The organism is Polaribacter sp. (assembly GCF_039939415.1).
Classification (GTDB): Bacteria; Bacteroidota; Bacteroidia; order Flavobacteriales; family Flavobacteriaceae; genus Polaribacter.
Genome location: NZ_JBDVJE010000080.1, coordinates 88,093 through 106,834, shown reverse-complemented (window position 1 = coordinate 106,834; position 18,742 = coordinate 88,093). Strand labels below are relative to the sequence as shown.

Below are 18,742 nucleotides of genomic sequence, written 5' to 3'. Positions count from 1 at the left end.
ACTAAAACTACTATTATGAAAAAAATTACATATTTATTATTTGTATTCTTTATTTCTTTATCTACCCAAGCACAAACATGGACAAAATTAAATTTACCTGATACAGGTAAAAAAATTAATGACTTATATGAAGATATTAATGGAAACCTAATTGCTCTTACATCTCAAGGTGTTTTTAAAAGTACTGATAATGCTAGTAATTGGACATTATTAGACAGAAGTATGGAAGGAAATCGAATTCTACTAACAACCAATAATGGAAACATTTGGGTTACTGGCAATGGAATTATTAAATATAATGGTTCAACTTCAGATCAACAAGATGATGCTAATGTTGGTAACCCAACAATAATGGCAGAAACAAGTGATGGTAAATTATTTAGCATTGTTAAAGAAGGTACAACTATATGGAATACAAAAGTTTATTTAAAATCTTCTACAGATAATGGTACAACATTTACTAATAACTCTACTGTATCTAACATTTTAGTAAAAACTAATGTAAATGCAGAACTTTTTGTTAAGAAAAACGATGACATTTTTTACTTAGGTTCTGATAAAAACCTATATAAATCTTCTGATAAAGGTGTAACTTTTACAGCAATGGGAGCTGCAATAAACTACACAAATAAAAATAATGGAATAACTTTAGACAAAGAAAAAAATACTTTTTATGCATTATGGGGATCTAATAATGGAAAAGATTTGTATAAATCTTCAGATGATGGGGCAACTTGGACAAAAATAAATTCCAGTAAATTATATGGTGCAGATAAAATTGTTGCCTATAATGATGTTGTTATTGTACATGGTTCATTGTATTTTTCCTATTCTTCTGATGGTGGTACTACTTTTACAAATAAGAGCAGTTTATTCGAATCTGGTTATTTTCCAGAAAAAGTAGTAATTACTTCTACTGGAAAAGTATTTGCTACAAATATTAAAGAAAATGCAATAGTAGAATTAGATTTAACAAACAATACACAATCGCTAAAAACAAATGGTTTAGACTATACCAATGCAAAAGGGATTTCTTTTAACGGAACAAGAATTTCTGCTTGTTTAGATGGTTATGCTCATTATACAGATGATTATGGCGCATCTTGGAAACAATTATCTGGAGAAGGAGCTTTTGCAGGAAACACATACGTAGCAGAAAACGGAAAAGTATATACAGCAAGTAGTAAAAGTGGAACTTGGAATGGAGTTTATGTTCAAAATGAAACAGATGATTCTATGATTAAAGTTATTGCTGATGTAAACAGTGTATGGAATATGAGAAGTATGTTTGAAGATGATAATAATAACATTTACTGTTTAAGTAATTTACATGGACTTTATAAATCTACAGATGGAATAAATTTTACACAAATGGCAAATGCGCCTTTTGATAATATTAATGATATGTCTATGTGGTTTGATGAAGGACTTAAAAGAATTTATGCCATTATTTCTAGTGAAGTTTATTATTCTGATGATTATGCTATTACATGGACCCAAGGAACTGCTCCTGCTGTATTTCAAAACGTTTTTTTTAAAGGAAATGGAGGAATGTGGACATTTGCAAATAATGGAACATTTGCAGAAACCGGTTTTTATTTTTCTACTGATTTAACACAATGGACTGGTCCAAAAAAACCAAACATATCTTTTGATGAAAGATGGGATGAACCTGTACAAGGTAATTTAGGGGTTTTATACAGAGCACATAAAGACAATGCTTATCAAGGTGGTACAGTTTTAGAGTCTACAGACAATGGTTTAACATGGAGTTCTTATACAGATGGCTTAGATACTGTTAAAGGATATGGCTTTAATGGTGGAAATAAAGGGGTACCTTATAATGAAATTTTAGCTTCTAATAATAAATTATTTTTAGCTACAGTTGGTTCTATTTATATGGCAAATCAAAATAAAAGTCTCTCAACTAATAAAAACATAACTAATACAAAAGTTAAAACTTACCCTAATCCAACTTCAGACTTTTTAAACATTCAAATAGAAAATCAACAAATTAAATCAATAAAAATATTTTCTTCGATTGGTAAAGAAGTAATGAGTTTCTCTAAAAAGAATAAATCATTAAATAATATAAACATTTCTCAACTACCCAAAGGTATCTACATGCTTCAATTAAAAACGCCTAAAAGCTTTTTTATTAAGAAAATAATAAAACAGTAAAATAAAAAGCATTTTTATCAAACAACATCCAAATTTTTGGATGTTGTTTTTTTACAAGTTATTTAAAATCATAAAAATAAGGCATATGCCTTATTTCAAAAAAAGATACTCCTTTTTAGTTTTGTAACAACTCAATCCTAAAAAACAACTCAAATGAAAATCAATAAAAACAAAATTCTATTAGCGTGTATGCTTTTTGCTTTTTGCTCAATAAAAGCGCAGTCTTTTTTAAAGAAAAAAGAAGTTAAAGCTTACAAATGTGGCTATGAACATAAAGAAAGTGTTTTTGGTAAATTAAAGCCAATGAAACTAATTTCTAAAGCTACAGGTGTTTTAATTAAAGCTAAACCCAAATCAGACTTAAAAAATGTAGCTTTGGCTGTTAGTTATGCTTCAGGTTTAATACCTCAAAGTCAGGTTGATTTTGCTACAAAAGTTCCAGGTTGGTCTACTTGTGGAGATGGAGTTTCTGTTTATTTTTTAAACTATGAAGGTATTGGTTTAACAGACACAGATGGTGATGTAAAACTTAATGGAAATAAGCTTGAAAAAGCAGGAATGGGTACCTACTTTCAGGGTTTTAGCCCAGACAAAAGAGGCACACAATCTGTAGAAGTAACCAGTTCTAGTGGAGATAAAGTAACTGTTAATATAGAACCAGCTACTCCTTTAGAAATATTATCTGTAAATGGTATTGCAAAAGGAGGAGATATTAAAATTGATGGAACAAAAGATGTAGTTATAGAATTAAAAGGTGGAGATGCAGACCCAAATTCTGAATTATATGTAGAGATGATAATTAGTGCTATGAGTTTAAAAGTACAAACACACTTATATCCTTCAAAAGCAACAAATACAATTACAATTCCGAAAGAGGCATTTAAGAATTTTGAAAACTCTCCTTTACCAATTATAAAAAAAAATACTTTATCGGTTACAAGAGTAAAAAATGAACTTATTCAAAACACAGATGTAGGTGTAATTCAAAAAACAGCAACTTTTTCAGATTTTACTCCAATTTTAATTGAAGGAAATATTGCTGGTGGTAGTTTATTAAAAAATGCATTTAACAAAGACAAAAACACAACTGCTTCAAATAAATTTAAAACAATAGAAGGTGAATATAATGTAAAAGTGAACAAAGGAAACCCTTACACTCATCCACCTTTAGATAAAATGAAAAAAATTGGTATTTCTTCATTTGTAGTTAGAGGAAATTTATTTAAGAAAAAAACTACTGTTACTACTTCGACAAAGACAAGTTTTAATGTAAAAACAACTACTACAACCACTACAAGAATACAGAAATGGTTTCCTAAACTAGAAGAAAAAAATTGGCAAAATTTTGTAGACAACCTTTATGATCAGTTCAAAAATTCGCTTCAAAACAATTATAGAGTAAATGTTATTGCTATTGATAAAATTATTAATACAAAAGCATATTCAGAAATGAAACCAATTGAAGATACTGTTACAAAAACCTTTATAGAAAAAGGAGCTTATGGTACCAAAAGGTTAATAAAAACAGGAGCCATAGACTATATTAAAGACATCAAAACTACATTTGCAGCAGATCAAACTAATCAAAAAATTATACAACAATTAAATTTAGATGGTTTAATAGCCGTAACCATAGATTTAGATTTCGACTTGGAATCTGCAGGTTTAAATCCGGTTGTAAAAATAACTGCATTTTCACCAAATGTATCTTATAGAATGGGGGGGAAATATTTTGAAATGGATTTTTCTACCAAAGCAAAATCTTTAAAAGAAGCAGGAACTTATACTGCTGCTAATGGTCCAGAAGAAGCAGTTTACAAAATCATTAAAGGAAATGAACTTATGCAAGCTTTTAAATTAGCTATGGATGAACTTAAGAGAGGAGAAAAAGAAAATCCTGCTTATTACAGAATATGGAAAGACAGAATGAATTAGAGAGAAAGAGAAAAAGTTATATTAAAAAAGCATCCTAATAATAGTGATGCTTTTTTTTGTTAAAACAGTAAACTCTGTTTAACATTTCTTTAAGAACTCAACGTATATGGTTTGCTTAATTTCGATGCTAATTCAAATAAACTTTAATTATGACAAAAAAAATACTTACTAGATTACTTCTAGTTGCTTTTGTTTTTGGCTTTTCTACTGAAACTGATGCTCAGTTTTGGAAGAAAAAAAAGAAAGAAGCCCCAAAAACAACCCAAAAACCGAAACCGAAACCTAAAAAAGGTGCAATGCAACCTTATGGTAAGGTGGTTACCAAAGATCATAAAACAGACAAAGGTCTTTTTAAAGTACATACAAAAGACGATGCTTATCTTTTTGAAATTCCAGACTCTCTTTTAAATAGAGAAATGCTAATGGTTACTAGAATTGCTAAAACCGCTTCTGGCATTGGTTTTGGTGGAGGTAAAACTAACACACAAGTTTTAAGATGGGAAAGAAAAAACAAACAAATTCTATTAAGAATTGTTTCTCATAATGTTGTTGCAGATACAATTTTACCTGTACATGAAGCAGTTGTAAATTCTAATTTAGAACCAATTTTATTTTCTTTTCCAATAAAAGCCATCAGTAAAGATTCTACTGCAACTGTTATAGATGCAACTTCTTTATTTTCTACAGATGTTAAGCCTTTAGGTCTTCCTGGTAGATATAGAAAATTTTATCAAGCTACAAGAATGGATAAAACACGTTCTTACATAGATAGAGTTAGTAGTTATCCTCAAAATATTGAAATTAGACACGTAAAAACTTATTTTGCAAACAAAGCACCTTCAAACAGTGCTTTAGGTTCTATTACTTTAGAAATGAGTAATTCAATGGTTTTATTACCTAAAGTACCAATGAAACGTCGTTATTTTGATGAACGAGTTGGTTGGTTTACAAGTAAACAAACAGATTACGGTCTAGATGCTCAAAAAAGTAAAACAGTCACTTATTTAGATAGATACAGATTAGAAGTTAAAGATGAAGATATAGAAAAATTTAAAAGAGGTGAATTAGTAGAACCTAAAAAACAAATTGTTTATTATATAGATAGAGCAACTCCAGAAGAGTGGGTTCCTTATATTATACAAGGTGTAAATGATTGGCAGGTTGCTTTTAAAGCTGCTGGTTTTAAAAATGCAATTATAGCAAAAAGAGCTCCTACTAAAGAAGAAGATCCAGATTATAGTCCAGAAGATGTACGTTATTCTGTAATTCGTTATTTAGCATCACCAATTCCTAATGCAAATGGACCTCACGTTAGTGATCCAAGATCTGGAGAAATTTTAGAATCTGATATTAACTGGTATCATAATGTTATGACTCTTTTACACGATTGGTTCTTCATTCAAACTGCAGCTATTAATCCAGATGCAAGAAGTAACAATTTTAAAACTGAAACAATGGGAGAACTAATTAAGTTTGTTTCTTCTCACGAATTAGGTCATACTTTAGGATTACCTCATAATATGGGAAGTTCTACTGCATACCCTGTAGATTCTTTACGTTCTGCATCATTCACTAAAAAATACGGAACAGCTCCTTCAATTATGGATTATGCTCGTTTTAATTATGTAGCACAACCAGAAGATAAAGGTGTTGCTTTAATGCCAAATATTGGCGTGTATGATAAATATGCAATTTCTTGGGGTTATAGACCAATTTTAGACAAAACTGCAAAAGAAGAAAAGGCTACTTTAGATTCTTGGATTTTAAAACATGAAGGTGATTTAATGTATAGGTTTGGACACCAACAAGCAGGTGATGTTGTAGATCCAAGTTCTCAAACTGAAGATTTAGGAGATAATGCAATGAGAGCTTCTATGTATGGTATTAAAAACTTAAAAAGAATTTTACCTAACTTAGAAAAATGGACTTCTGAAAAAGGTAAAAATTATGATAACTTATCTACAATGTATGGGCAAGTTTTAAGTCAGTTTAACAGATATATGGGACATGTTACTGCTAATGTTGGTGGTGTTTATGAATTTTATAAAACTTCAGACCAAGAAGGAGCAGTTTATACTCATGTAGACAAAGCAACTCAAAAAGAAGCTTTAAAATTTGTGGTTGACAACTTATTTAAAACACCAACTTGGTTATTAGATAAAAACATTTTTAGTAAAACTGAATTTTCTGGTTCTGTAGAAAGAGTTCGTGGTTTACAAGCAAGAACTTTAAACAATATGTTAGACCCAGGTAGAATGGCACGTATGATTGAAAATGAAACTTCTAATGGTTCTAAAGCATATACTTTAGTTAGCATGATGAGTGATTTACGTAAAGGTGTTTGGAGTGAAATTTATGCTGGAAGATCTATTGATACTTACAGAAGAAACTTACAAAGAGCATATTTAGATCGTTTAGATTATTTATTAAACAAAGCTAAAGACCAAAAAGGAGCTAACAGAGGGTACTTGAAACAAAGTGGAATTAATATCAATCAGTCTGATGTTAAATCTGTAGCAAGAGGTGAATTAAAACGTTTACAACGTGATGCAAAAGCAGCTAAAAACAGAGGAAATACTTTAACTCGTTACCATTTACAAGATGTTGTAGATAGAATAGACACTATTTTAGACCCAAAATAATCTAAAAAAAGTGAAATAAAAGTTTAAAACCTCATCTTAATTGATGAGGTTTTTTTTTTATTTTAGACTCCATGAAATTAAAAACTATAAAGTATAACGATTATGAATCTAATTTACCTCAAACTGGTAAGCATATAGTTGGACAAGAAGAAGGAGAAAACATTATAATTTATCAAGCTTTTAATCCAAAAATTGCAGATTATGCTGTAAAAAATCAAGTATTTGGAGGTGATTATTATAAGTTTTCTAGAATGACTTGGATTAAACCTAATTTTCTATGGATGATGTATAGAGCAGGTTGGGCAATGAAAGAACATCAACAAAAAATTTTAGCAATTACAATTCCTAAAGTGAAGTTTGAAGAAATTTTAAAGCAAGCTGTTCACTCTAAATTTGAGGAAGATTTATATGAAACTCAAGAAAATTGGAGATTTCAATTAAGTAATTCGGAAGTTCGTTTACAATGGGATCCAGATCATGATCCTTATGGAAATAAGCATACTAGAAAAGCAATTCAACTAGGTTTAAAAGGAAAAATTCTTAAAAATTTTGCACAAGATTGGATTGTAGGTATTGAAGACATTACTCCTTTTGCTCATGAGCAAAAGAAATTATTAAATGCTAAAATGTTAGATACCTTTTCTGTTATCGAAGAAAAAGTGATAGAAATTGAAGACCCAATCATCAAAAAAAACATTAACCTGAGTTAACAAAATCGATGAAGTATACACTTATTCAGAACATATCAAAAACACCAGAAAACATTAGTTGCACTTATTTTTCTCCAAAAGAAAAATTATTAGATAATATTGATGTTTTAATAGCTTCGTTTAAAGGGATATATCCTGAAGGTTCTTTAGGTAAAAATCATGCCACATATATTTCTAAAAAGGTCATTTCCGGACTTATAGATTTTGATCCAGAGGTAATTATATTAGATTTTAGAGAATTAACCTATAATTGGGGGAATTCAATTTTAAGTGTTTTTCAAGAAATTAAAGCTTTTAAAGATGGAGAAAATTTACCAGAAGAACCTGCTTTTCCAATATTAGTGTTGGTTTCTGAAAGATCTAAAAACGGTATTATTTCTCTTTTAACTCCTGCAACAAGTAATACAATTCCCAATTATATTTTTGAAGACATAAATAAAGTTATCAAAGAAGCTGAAAAAAGAGGTAAATATTGGTTAGACAATTAAACTTTCAAATTAAATGATTCCTTATAATATAAAATAGAAGTATCCTATATTTGCAACTCAATATTATAAATGAGTCATACTTTACTTTCTTCTCCTTTACAAGGGTTTACAGATCATAAATTTAGAAATGCATTCAATCATTTTTTTGGAGGAATAGATACTTTCTATGCTCCATACATTCATTTGAATGGAAAAATGGTAATTAAAAATTCATACAAAAGAGATATAGATTTAAAAAACAATACAGAATTAGAAGTAATTCCACAGGTTATTACAAATGATGCTGATGAATTCTTATTTGTTTCAAAATACGTAAGAGAATTAGGTTACAAAGAATTGAATTGGAATTTAGGTTGCCCCTACCCAATGGTTACAAAACGAGGAATGGGTTCTGGATTGATACATGATACTGAAAAGATAGATAGTATTCTTCATAAAGTTCATAATGAATCTGATATTCTTGTTTCTATGAAAATGAGAATGGGTTATGAAAATCCTGAAGAAATTTTAGATACTTTGCCTATTTTAGATAAATATCCATTAAAAAATATTGCAATTCACGCAAGAATTGGAAAGCAATTGTACAAAGGAGGAACAGATTTAAATGCTTTTCAAAAATGTTTAGACAACACCAAACACAAAATGTATTACAATGGTGATATAACGTCTGTTGCAGCATTTAAAAAGTTACAAGAACGTTTTCCTTCTATAGATCATTGGATGATTGGTAGAGGTTTAATTGCAGATCCTTTTTTACCAAGTATGATAAAAGCTGATACAATAGAATATCCTAAAAATAGAATCGATATTTTTAGTGAATTTCACGATCGTATTTATACAGAATATGATGCTGCACTTTCTGGACCAACTCCAATAAAAATGAAAATGCTTGGTTTTTGGGAATACTTTTCTCAAAGTTTTCCTAATCCACAGAAAACCTATAAAAAAATTAAAAAAGCAAGTAACGCTAAAAAGTATACTGCTGCTGTAAGTGAAATATTAAAAGAAGCTAAAAACAGTTAATAGACTTCAAAAAACCTATAAACAGGTTTAGCCCTGATTGAACGGTCTGTTTGAGCTCTTTTTTATTCTTTTTCAGAATAAAAAAAGCGAGTAGTGAAAGCAGGAAATAGCTTCAATAAAAAATACCTTTAGACAAACTAATTTCCTTTATTAAAATCACTGATAACATTTGCAATTACTGCATCTGTTCTTTCTTTATTAGTATTGTATTTTAAACTTATTCCTTGCTTTTCAGGAAACTGTTCAATTGTAACAGTTGTAGATGGAAAAGCAAAATCTACTCCTAATTCTTTTGCTAATTTTACAATTGTAATATGTAACCTATGTTTAGAAGATTGCTCTACACCCCAAGCCAAGCTTTTAAAATATACATTTACCATAATTAACAAAGCAGAGTCTCCAAAACCTGTAAACTCTACATTATAAGAATCTGATCTTGTTTCTGGATGTACAATAATAATTTCTCTTAAACCTTTTACAAACGCTTCTATTAATTCTGGTGGTGTGTCATAACGTAATCCTAAATTGGTGTTGTAACGTCTAAACAATCTTAATCCTTTATTGTTAATTACCAACTCAGACAATTTACTGTTTGGTATTTGATACACAGAAGTATCTGCTGCACGTACTTGTGTAGATCTAAAACCAACTTTTTCTACAGTACCAACAACTTCTCCTGCTTCAATCCAATCTTCTATATGGAAAGGTTTGTCTAGAAAAATCATAATTGTACCAATCAAATTCTTAACCGTATCTTGAGAAGCTAATGCAAATGCTAATCCTCCAATCGTAGCACCCGCCAACATAGTTGTTGTATCTACTCCAAAAAGAACTAACAATCTAAAAAGACCAACAACAATAACTACACCTGTAAAAAAACTATGTAAAATAGGCACTAATTGATCATCTAATCTACCATGAGTTCTTTCTGTAAACTCAGCATAAATTTTCATAACAACTTGTACTAGTTTTAAAAAAACGTAAATCCAAAAAACAGTTTCTACTATATTTAATCCTAAAAAGACCCAAGTATTTGTAGACAAACCAAATTGTAAGGATGGAAAAATTTTATCAACAAATGCAACAGCAACCAATAAACTTATAGGATGTGCTAATTTTTTAAGTACTTTATTAACTTCAAAATTGGTGTTTTTTGTTATTTGATGTTGGATTTTTTTTAGGATAAAAAAAGCAATTCTTTTAACAATTAAAAAAATTAGATACCCTAAAACAATCATTACTAAAAGGGCTACAAACTGCCATACTTCAACTCCTAATATTTTTTTATGCCCAGAAACCGGAATTATATTTTGTAATTTTTGAACATACCAAGGAAAAACTTCTTTATATAAACCTTCTATTTTTGCTACAGTTTCTGAAGAATAATACCAATTTTCTCCAACTTTTTCTACATAAATTTGTGGCATTCTCTGAGGAAACAATACATATTTAAAATAAGAAGAATACCCTACAGTATCTTTATAATTAGGGTTTGTAGGTATTTTATTTACATCTACATATAAACCTTTACCATCTAATACTTGTTTTATTTTTATGGCTTTTTCAATTGCTTTTTCTTCAGATAAACCTAAAATAGTTTTTGCTGCTTTTTTAGGCTCATAAGAATCAGATTGTAAAAAATATAGGTGTGTATAAATTGTTGCATGAGGATTACTAATATCTACACGAATACTATCTTGAGCCATAGAAAATAAAGGCAACAATAAAAGGAACCACAAAAAATTTTTCATCTGTATTTTTTTTAAAATCATGTTAAAAATAAGCAAATTTAAACCTTTTCACTTTTTTATTGTCTAAGAACTGAAATTAATAATAACACAACAATAAATAATGAAAAAAATAATATCAATATTAGTTTTAGTTATTGCTTTTACATTTAGTGCACCAGCTCAAACAAAAGGAGGAAAAGCGTCTGCAGAAAAGATGCTTAAAAAAATGACTTCAGATTTAAATTTAACTGCGGCACAACAAAGTAAAATTAAACCTTTATTAGTTGCTCAAATTGCAGAAAGAAAAGCTATGAATGAAAACAGAAAGGCTTTAAAGGAAGCAGGAGAAAGACCTTCTAAAGAATTTCGTAAAAAACAAAGAGGAGAAAGATTTGCAAAAGAAAATGAAATGAACAAAAAATTAGAAACCATTTTAGATGCAGATCAATTTTCAAAGTATAAATTAATTGCTAAAGAAAGAAAAGAGAAAGCAAAAAAAAGAAAATTATAAAAGTATTATTTAACTAGTTTTGGTTGATTAGTTGATTGAAAAACTCGGTTTCTTTATTGAAACCGAGTTTTGTTTTTAAATAAGATTTTAAAGTATTAAATACCTGTTAAACAAAAAAGTAAATTAAACCTTTTTAATTTTTATTAGTCAAAGAAGTATAAATAAAAAACAATTAAACATTTTAGATATGAAAAATTTAGTAAGCATTTTAGTTTTAGTATTTGCATTTACATTTACTACACAAGCACAGAAAAAAAGAGGAAATAGACAATCTAATTTAACACCAGAACAACACACAGAATTGGCTGTTAAAAAAATGACATTAGCTTTAGATTTATCTAATAAGCAACAAAAACAAATTAAACCATTATTAATGGCAAAAATGGCAGATAGAAAAGCTGCTATGGAAAAAAGAAAAGAAGCTAGAAAAAATAAAAAAAGACCTACTGCAGATGAAATGTATGCAATGCAAACAAAACGTTTAGATAATCAAATTGCAATGAAAAAAAGCATGAAAAACATCTTAAATAAAGAACAATTTGAGAAGTTTGAACAAATGCAAAAGGGTAGAAAAAGATTAGCAATGAATAAAATAAAAGGAGAAAAAAGAGCAAAAGGTAAAAAAAGAGGTAATAACACTCAACGTGGGAAATAATTAGTTTGGTTGATTAGTTAATTGTAAAACCCGATTTCTTAATTGAATTCGGGTTTTTATCTTATGTTAGAATTTGCGTTAGGGATTGTAATGGCATCCTTTTTTGAGGTACGAAAAAAAGATATAATGGAAAGCCCGTTAAAACGCCCAAATATTATTCTTTAAACCAACTAGAATATTTTAAATAGTTATTTGCTATTCTGTCTATTTCTCCTGAAATTAATTCTTGCGAAATATCTTTCACTTTTTTAGCAGGCACACCTGCGTAAATACTTCCACCTTCTACTCTTGTATTTTTGGTAACTACTGCGCCTGCAGCAATTATTGAGTTAGATTCTACCACACAATCGTCCATAATAATAGAACCCATACCCACCAAAACATTGTCTTTAATTGTGCAGCCATGTACAATTGCATTGTGCCCAATAGAAACGTTATTACCAATTGTTGTTGGCGATTTTTGATACGTTGCATGTATTACAGCTCCATCTTGTATGTTTACTTTATCTCCAATTTGTATATAATGCACATCTCCACGAATTACTGCATTAAACCAAATACTACATTCTTTACCAAGAGTAACTTCGCCAACAATTGTGGCATTTTCTGCTACGTAACAATCTTTCGGAATTTGTGGGTATTTACCTTGTACAGGTTTAATTATAGGCATATTTTTAGTATTGTATTTTGAGCTTTAAAATTACTTAAAATAAGACAATAAATTACTTTTTTGAGATGCAGATACTAAAATTTCTTTTCCGTTAGAAACAATTACACTTCCACCTTTTCCTTTTTTGTATTTGGTGATTGCATTTACGTTTACCAAATACGATTTATGAATTCGTGCAAACGTATATTGCTTTAATACTTCTTCGAAATATTTTAAAGTCTTACTCACTAATTTCTTAGAATTTGCTAAATGAATTTCTGTATAATTATCATCTGCTTTACAAAAAACAATATCATTGATGTCTAAAACTTCAAAACCATCTTGTTGTGGAATTGTAATTTTACCTATTGCAGAATTTGTTTTTGGCACCAATATTTGATGCTGTAGTTGGTTTTCTTTTTCTTTTATTTCTGTAACAATATTTACAGCTTTTATTAACTCATCTATAGAAATTGGTTTTAGTAAGTAATAACTTGCATGACTATTTAAAGCTTCTATTGCATAATGATCGTACGCAGTTACAAAAACAGTTTCAAAGGTTCTGTTTGCTACTTTTTCTAACAAATCAAACGCATTACCAAAAGGCATTTCTACATCTAAAAAAACCAAATCTAAATTATATTTTTCTATAAGCTTGTAACCATCTTCTATATTACTTGCTTCTCCTAACAAATTAACATTAGGGCAATATTTACCTAAATAATTTCTCAGAATTTCTCTACTAATCTGTTCGTCTTCTACAATAATTGCTTTTAGTTTCATAAATCAATAAATTCTTAAACCATTAATTAAATTACTTATTCGATTATATTCTTGTTCTGATTTTTCTGCATTAAAAACTTTCATTTTAAAATGTATGTTTTGAAACTCTTTTAATTTAAGTTCGTACTCACTTATAAAATTCAAATCGAATTTTTTAGATTTTTTTATTCCTTGATTTTTAGATTTAAAGTAATAAACTTCTTTATTTATAAAACAACATGAACCTTCTTTTTTCTTTTCTTTTTTATGAAGTTTTGGTACAAGACCGAAGATTGTATTTTTAATTAATAAATCATTTTTATAGTAATAAACATATTCTATTTTTAGATTGTTACCAAAATCATAAACTTGTTTTATTTTATAAATACTTTTTTTCTTTTTAAACCAGAAAGTTTCGAGCTTAGTTTCTTTAAATGAAGTTGTATCAACGGAAGACATCTCTTTTTTAGCTTTCTTATCATACTTTTCTGTATCATCATTAATTGATTGAATCCAATTGTTCGTTTTATTTTCTTGAGCAACTATATTCGACATCAAAAAAAAAATATCAAAATTATTTTTAACTTTTTCATAATTATTTTTTCTTTAGTAACAATTCTACTTTTGTACCTGCTCCGTTTTCTAAATCATCAGTTACATTTACAGCAACTCTATCTTTATACATATCGTTTAAAATAGCAACTCTATTTTTTATGGTACTCATTCCTTTAGATTTCTGTTTTAACTGATTTTTAGTTTTTAATTCTTGCGATTTTTTTCGTCCAATTCCATTGTCTTTTATACTAATTAAAACAGTTTCATTATCTTTCTTGCTAATAGAAATTTCTAAATTTCCTTTCTCTTTTCTATACCTTAAACCATGCCAAATTGCATTTTCTATATAAGGTTGCAACAACATTGGCGGAATAGAAAATTGCTCTAAATTGATGTTTTCATCCACAGAAATATTATAATCGAATTTTTCTTTAAAACGATTGTGTTCTAACTTTACATACAATTCTAGCAATTCAATTTCTTTTGTTAACGGAATAAAATCTTCATCAGAATTTTCTAAAACAGCACGCATTAAAACTGAGAACTCAGACAAATATCTATTTGCATTTCGCTCATCATTTACGGCTATAAAACTGTTTACAGAATTTAATGCGTTGAATATAAAATGCGGATTCATTTGAGATCGCATAGATTTTAAAGCCAATAAATTATTTGCTAATTTTTGTTGTTGTATGTTTCTAAACATAAAATAAGCTAACAAACACATCAATAAAAAACCACTAATTAAAGAGTAAATAATCAATCTCTGTTTTTGATTACTTTCTTCAGATAATTTTTGATCTATATACGCTAAACTAATTTTACTTTGCGCTAATTCTTTGTCTTTTTCTAAACTTGCAATTCTATTCTGATTGTCTGAAATTTTCTTAGAAAAACGCTTTACTTGCTGTATTTCTTGCTCTTTTTGTATGTAAGATTGATCTACCAAAGTAACATAATCTTGGTAACTCTTTAAGGCTTTATCATAATTACCTACAGACGCATATGCTTCAGACAATTTTCTGGTTGCATCTTTTTTGATAACGATATCTTTCTTTTCATCAGCATCTTTTTTACTTTGAATTAAAAAAGGAATTGCTTCTTTATAATCTTCTTTTAAAATATATGCATTTCCAATTTTATAATTTATTTTTTGTGAAGTAATAGAATCTGGTTGCAAATTAATCTTCTTTTTAACTGTAGCATTTTTCTTTGCTTTTAAAAGACTTTCTTTTCTTAGTTTAATTTCATCATCAAAACGACTATTAGAATTGTAAAAATCTGCTACTTTTTCTTCTTCTTTTAAAGCACGGTTTACATTTTCTTTATTGGCTAATTTTAATGAGTTTTTAAATTGAATATCTGCCTGAGAAATGTTTCCTTCTGCTGCAAAAACATCTGCCAACTTAGAGTTTAAATCTGTAATTTTTGGTGTTACTAAATTGTCTTTTGCAATTTGTAAAGATTGATTGTAATATACTTTTGCCGTTTTGTATTTTTTTAATAAGAAATCGATATCTCCTAAACTTTCTAAAACAGTTATTCTTTCGTAATTACTTAGTTTAAGTTTTATAAGTTCTTCAAAAGTCTTTTCACTTTCTGCTATATCTTTTAATAAAAACTGAGCTTTAGCAAGAGCAATTTTAGTAGTTGTATTTTCTTTTATCTGAATAGATAGTTTGTAATTATTTACGGCCAAATCATATTGTTTCCAATACAAATAAATATCTGCTAAGGTTTTATAAGAAGTTGCATTTCGCTGGCGAGATTCTTTATTTTTTAAGGCTTTTTCTACAAAAGACAAACTTTTATCAATATCTTTCTTCTTATAAAATCTTGCCGAATCTAAATGCGTCAAATACAAATCATTTCGTTTAGAAATACTTTTAAATTTAGAATTCAATTTCTTTTTTTTCAAAAAATAATCTTCAACCAAAATCTTTACATCTTCATTCGATTTTAAGGTATAATACACAGTATCAAAATCTGGATGAGAAACAGCAATCTGATCATTTACCATAGCTCTAATAACATAAACACCACTTATATTGGGGCTAGTATAGGTTTTTACACCAACTGTAATTTCTACATTGTTTAAAATATCTCTATCGTTTTCATCAACTACAGTTATGTTTACATTAAACTCAACATCTTCTTCGTAAATCATTTTTTCTTGCGAAAAAACACAGATGTTAAAAAGTAATATGAAAAGAAATATGTGTTTTTTTAAGTTCATTAATATTTTCTGTTTTCTTTTTTTCTGAAAATGTTCCCTATTTTTTTAAAAATATTTGGTCTTTTTACTACAATCATACCAGTTGTAACAACTTCTCCTAAAACAGCATAATCTTCTTCCATTTCAATAATTAATGGTTTTTTAATTGACAAAACATCAATTTCTTGTGTTTTAAACCCTAAATATGAGATAACTAATATAGTTGACTTTCTCTTTTTATTAGGTATTTTGATTGAAAAATTTCCATCAAAGTCGGTTTGCACTCCTACTGTTGTTCCTTTTATAAGAATACTAACTCCTGGTAAACCTTCTTCTGATTCTCTAACCATTCCTTTGAGAACAATGTTTTTCTGAATTGAATCATTTTTTATAAATCCTTTTTCTTGTCTTATCCTTAATACCTCTTTTTGTTCTTTATTTTTTTGAGAAAAAAGAGGTTCTGATGTTGCAATTGTAGAAATTAGTGCAAAACCAAATGCAACTTTTGATAAACTACTTTTATTGGTTGTTTCTATTTCTTTATTTAATTGTGTCTCTTTAAAACGACCACATAAATTATTTTCTTTTAATACTTTATTTGATATCTCTGAAAGTGATGTTTTTGTGAAATCAACTACTACTTTACTACAACTTTTGCAGAATTTTCCTTTTTCTGTTGATGCCATTTTACTCCAATCTTCATGACAAGGTTTTGGTACCGTAATTAGATATTTCATAGTAAATAGTATTAAATTCTTTGTAAACATACACACAATAAATCATGCTAAAAAATACCAAAACTCAATAGTACCCTATAAAAAATGTAAAATATCACTGCTTACTCAAATTGTATTCTTATTCACTCATTTAAAAGGGCATTTCACTAATTCTCATTTTTTTATAAAATAAGTTGTCTTTAATATTGACTAATAATTATCAACCAAGCTTTTAAGAATCTGTAACACTAAAAAACAACCTATTATGAAAAATTCAGTTTTAAAAGTAGTAACCTTTTTACTCTTAATTACAACAACAACAACAACTCATTTTGCAATAGAAAATCCATTATCAGAAAAAAATAAAAAACAAACTATAAAAGTTGCTTTACTTTTAGATACAAGTAATAGTATGGATGGTTTAATAAATCAGGCAAAAGCACAATTATGGCAAATTGTAAACGAACTTTCTTATGCTAAATATGGTATGCAAAAACCTAATTTAGAAATTGCATTGTATGAATATGGAAACTCTAATTTATCTGCTAGAGAAGGATACATTAAACAAGTTTTACAGTTTAGTAATGATTTAGATGAAATCTCTGAAAAACTATTTTCTTTAACTACAAATGGTGGAAATGAATTTTGCGGACAAGTAATAAAAACATCTTTAAAAGAACTTTCTTGGGGCAAAAATAAAAACGATTTAAAAATTATTTTTATTGCTGGTAACGAACCTTTTACGCAAGGAAAAATTAATTATAAAGATGCAATTACAGATGCTAATGAAAAAAACGTAATTATAAATACTATTTTTTGTGGAGAATATAACAACGGAATTTCTGGTATGTGGAAAGATGGTGCAGATTTAGGAAATGGAGATTATTTAACCATCAATCAAGATAAAAAAATAGTACATATTGTAACGCCTTTTGATGATGAGATTATCATTTTAAACAAACGTTTAAACAAAACATATATTTATTATGGTGATAAAGGGCATTCTAAATTTTCAAATCAGAAATTACAAGATCAAAATGCAGAAACGTTGGATGAAGTTGTTATAGTAAAAAGAGCCATTAGTAAAAGTTCTCGTTTGTACGAAAACTCTACTTGGGATTTGGTTGATGCAGATAAAAAACAAAAAATAGATTATAAAAAAATTAAAAAGAAGCAATTACCTAAAGAACTTCAAAATAAAACAGAAACCGAAATTAAAGCCTATGTAAAAACAAAAGCTAAGGAACGTTTAGATATTCAGAAAAAAATTAAAGAATTAGATACAAAAAGGAGAAGTTATATTGCAAAAAAACAAAAAGAAAGTACCAAGAAAAATGAGCTAGACAATGTTATGATTAAAGCCATAAAAAGACAAGCTAAATTAAAAAACTACTCTTGGTAATATTCTGTTAGTTGATTTTTAAAATCCCATAAAACTAAATTTTATGGGATTTTTTTTATTTATTCTTACACTCCAAAAGCAGTTAACACTAATTTTCTACTTCCTCCATAATTTCTATGTTCGCATAAATAAACACCTTGCCAAGTCCCTAGATTTAATCTTCCATTGGTTATAGGAACTTCTATAGAGCTCCCTAATAAAGATGATTTTATATGTGCAGGCATATCATCACTACCTTCATAAGTATGAATATAATAGGATTGATTTTCTGGAACCATAACATTAAAATGACTTTCAAAATCCTGTCTTACAGTAGAGTCTGCATTTTCATTAATTGTTAAACTTGCAGAAGTATGTTTTATAAAGACTTTTAAAATCCCTTTTTTAATCGTTTTTATTTCCGAAAAATCATTTACAATTAGATTTGTTATTAAATGAAATCCTCTTTGATAAGGTTGTAATTGTATTTCTTTTTGCTCAAAAATCATAATATTTAATAATAATTTACCAACTGTCATTTCGAGCGTAGTCGAGAAACCTTAAACTAAGACCTTTCGACTGCGCTCAA

Annotated in this window: 16 protein-coding genes; 9 read left to right on the top strand and 7 right to left on the bottom strand. The window is 28.1% G+C overall.

Annotation, left to right across the window (positions count from 1 at the left end):
* Nucleotides 1-15: 15 nt before the first annotated feature.
* The 6 genes from ABJG40_RS13535 (at nucleotide 16) to ABJG40_RS13510 (ending at nucleotide 8,979) form a co-directional block, all read left to right on the top strand.
* A complete protein-coding gene (locus tag ABJG40_RS13535) occupies nucleotides 16-2,181 on the top strand; it encodes a T9SS type A sorting domain-containing protein (RefSeq protein WP_348025121.1) in 2,166 nt (721 codons plus the stop codon).
* 153 nt (nucleotides 2,182-2,334) lie between these two features.
* Nucleotides 2,335-4,116 carry a hypothetical protein gene (locus ABJG40_RS13530; protein ID WP_348025120.1) on the top strand — a complete coding sequence of 594 codons (1,782 nt, stop codon included), beginning with the start codon at nucleotides 2,335-2,337 and terminating at the stop codon, nucleotides 4,114-4,116.
* A 149-nt stretch (nucleotides 4,117-4,265) separates the two neighbouring features.
* A complete protein-coding gene (locus tag ABJG40_RS13525) occupies nucleotides 4,266-6,758 on the top strand; it encodes a zinc-dependent metalloprotease (RefSeq protein ID WP_348025119.1) in 2,493 nt (830 codons plus the stop codon).
* Between the two features lie 71 nt (nucleotides 6,759-6,829).
* Complete coding sequence (locus ABJG40_RS13520; RefSeq protein ID WP_348025118.1) at nucleotides 6,830-7,468, top strand: DUF4291 domain-containing protein; 639 nt, start codon at nucleotides 6,830-6,832, stop codon at nucleotides 7,466-7,468.
* 8 nt (nucleotides 7,469-7,476) lie between these two features.
* Nucleotides 7,477-7,956 carry a hypothetical protein gene (locus ABJG40_RS13515; RefSeq protein ID WP_348025117.1) on the top strand — a complete coding sequence of 160 codons (480 nt, stop codon included), beginning with the start codon at nucleotides 7,477-7,479 and terminating at the stop codon, nucleotides 7,954-7,956.
* Between the two features lie 69 nt (nucleotides 7,957-8,025).
* Nucleotides 8,026-8,979 carry a tRNA-dihydrouridine synthase family protein gene (locus ABJG40_RS13510; RefSeq protein WP_348025116.1) on the top strand — a complete coding sequence of 318 codons (954 nt, stop codon included), beginning with the start codon at nucleotides 8,026-8,028 and terminating at the stop codon, nucleotides 8,977-8,979.
* 137 nt (nucleotides 8,980-9,116) lie between these two features.
* Here the strand turns inward: ABJG40_RS13510 and ABJG40_RS13505 are convergent, their stop codons facing one another.
* Nucleotides 9,117-10,730: a mechanosensitive ion channel family protein gene (locus ABJG40_RS13505; protein ID WP_348025115.1), complete on the bottom strand. Its 1,614-nt coding sequence runs from the start codon at nucleotides 10,728-10,730 to the stop codon at nucleotides 9,117-9,119.
* 100 nt (nucleotides 10,731-10,830) lie between these two features.
* On the opposite strand from ABJG40_RS13505, the gene ABJG40_RS13500 reads away from it, so the two are divergent.
* Both ABJG40_RS13500 and ABJG40_RS13495 read left to right on the top strand, forming a co-directional pair.
* Complete coding sequence (locus ABJG40_RS13500) at nucleotides 10,831-11,220, top strand: hypothetical protein (RefSeq protein WP_348025114.1); 390 nt, start codon at nucleotides 10,831-10,833, stop codon at nucleotides 11,218-11,220.
* Between the two features lie 187 nt (nucleotides 11,221-11,407).
* Nucleotides 11,408-11,875 (top strand): hypothetical protein, encoded by a 468-nt coding sequence (locus ABJG40_RS13495; RefSeq protein WP_348025113.1) that lies wholly within the window; start codon nucleotides 11,408-11,410, stop codon nucleotides 11,873-11,875.
* A 154-nt stretch (nucleotides 11,876-12,029) separates the two neighbouring features.
* On the opposite strand, the gene ABJG40_RS13490 is transcribed toward ABJG40_RS13495, so the two are convergent.
* The 5 genes from ABJG40_RS13490 to ABJG40_RS13470 all read right to left on the bottom strand — a co-directional run bounded on the left by ABJG40_RS13490 (nucleotide 12,030) and on the right by ABJG40_RS13470 (nucleotide 16,793).
* Nucleotides 12,030-12,545: a gamma carbonic anhydrase family protein gene (locus ABJG40_RS13490; RefSeq protein ID WP_348025112.1), complete on the bottom strand. Its 516-nt coding sequence runs from the start codon at nucleotides 12,543-12,545 to the stop codon at nucleotides 12,030-12,032.
* A gap of 30 nt (nucleotides 12,546-12,575) precedes the next feature.
* Nucleotides 12,576-13,307, bottom strand: coding sequence for a LytTR family DNA-binding domain-containing protein (locus ABJG40_RS13485; RefSeq protein ID WP_348025111.1), 732 nt, complete (start codon nucleotides 13,305-13,307; stop codon nucleotides 12,576-12,578).
* A gap of 3 nt (nucleotides 13,308-13,310) precedes the next feature.
* Nucleotides 13,311-13,841 carry a hypothetical protein gene (locus ABJG40_RS13480; RefSeq protein ID WP_348025110.1) on the bottom strand — a complete coding sequence of 177 codons (531 nt, stop codon included), beginning with the start codon at nucleotides 13,839-13,841 and terminating at the stop codon, nucleotides 13,311-13,313.
* A 40-nt stretch (nucleotides 13,842-13,881) separates the two neighbouring features.
* A complete protein-coding gene (locus ABJG40_RS13475) occupies nucleotides 13,882-16,008 on the bottom strand; it encodes a histidine kinase (protein ID WP_348025109.1) in 2,127 nt (708 codons plus the stop codon).
* A 68-nt stretch (nucleotides 16,009-16,076) separates the two neighbouring features.
* A complete protein-coding gene (locus tag ABJG40_RS13470; RefSeq protein ID WP_348025108.1) occupies nucleotides 16,077-16,793 on the bottom strand; it encodes a carboxypeptidase-like regulatory domain-containing protein in 717 nt (238 codons plus the stop codon).
* A gap of 244 nt (nucleotides 16,794-17,037) precedes the next feature.
* Here ABJG40_RS13470 and ABJG40_RS13465 point away from each other — a divergent pair, with 244 nt between their 5' ends.
* Nucleotides 17,038-18,174 (top strand): vWA domain-containing protein, encoded by a 1,137-nt coding sequence (locus ABJG40_RS13465; RefSeq protein WP_348025107.1) that lies wholly within the window; start codon nucleotides 17,038-17,040, stop codon nucleotides 18,172-18,174.
* Nucleotides 18,175-18,239: 65 nt separating this feature from the next.
* On the opposite strand, the gene ABJG40_RS13460 is transcribed toward ABJG40_RS13465, so the two are convergent.
* Nucleotides 18,240-18,662: a secondary thiamine-phosphate synthase enzyme YjbQ gene (locus ABJG40_RS13460; RefSeq protein WP_348025162.1), complete on the bottom strand. Its 423-nt coding sequence runs from the start codon at nucleotides 18,660-18,662 to the stop codon at nucleotides 18,240-18,242.
* Between the last annotated feature and the right edge of the window lie 80 nt (nucleotides 18,663-18,742).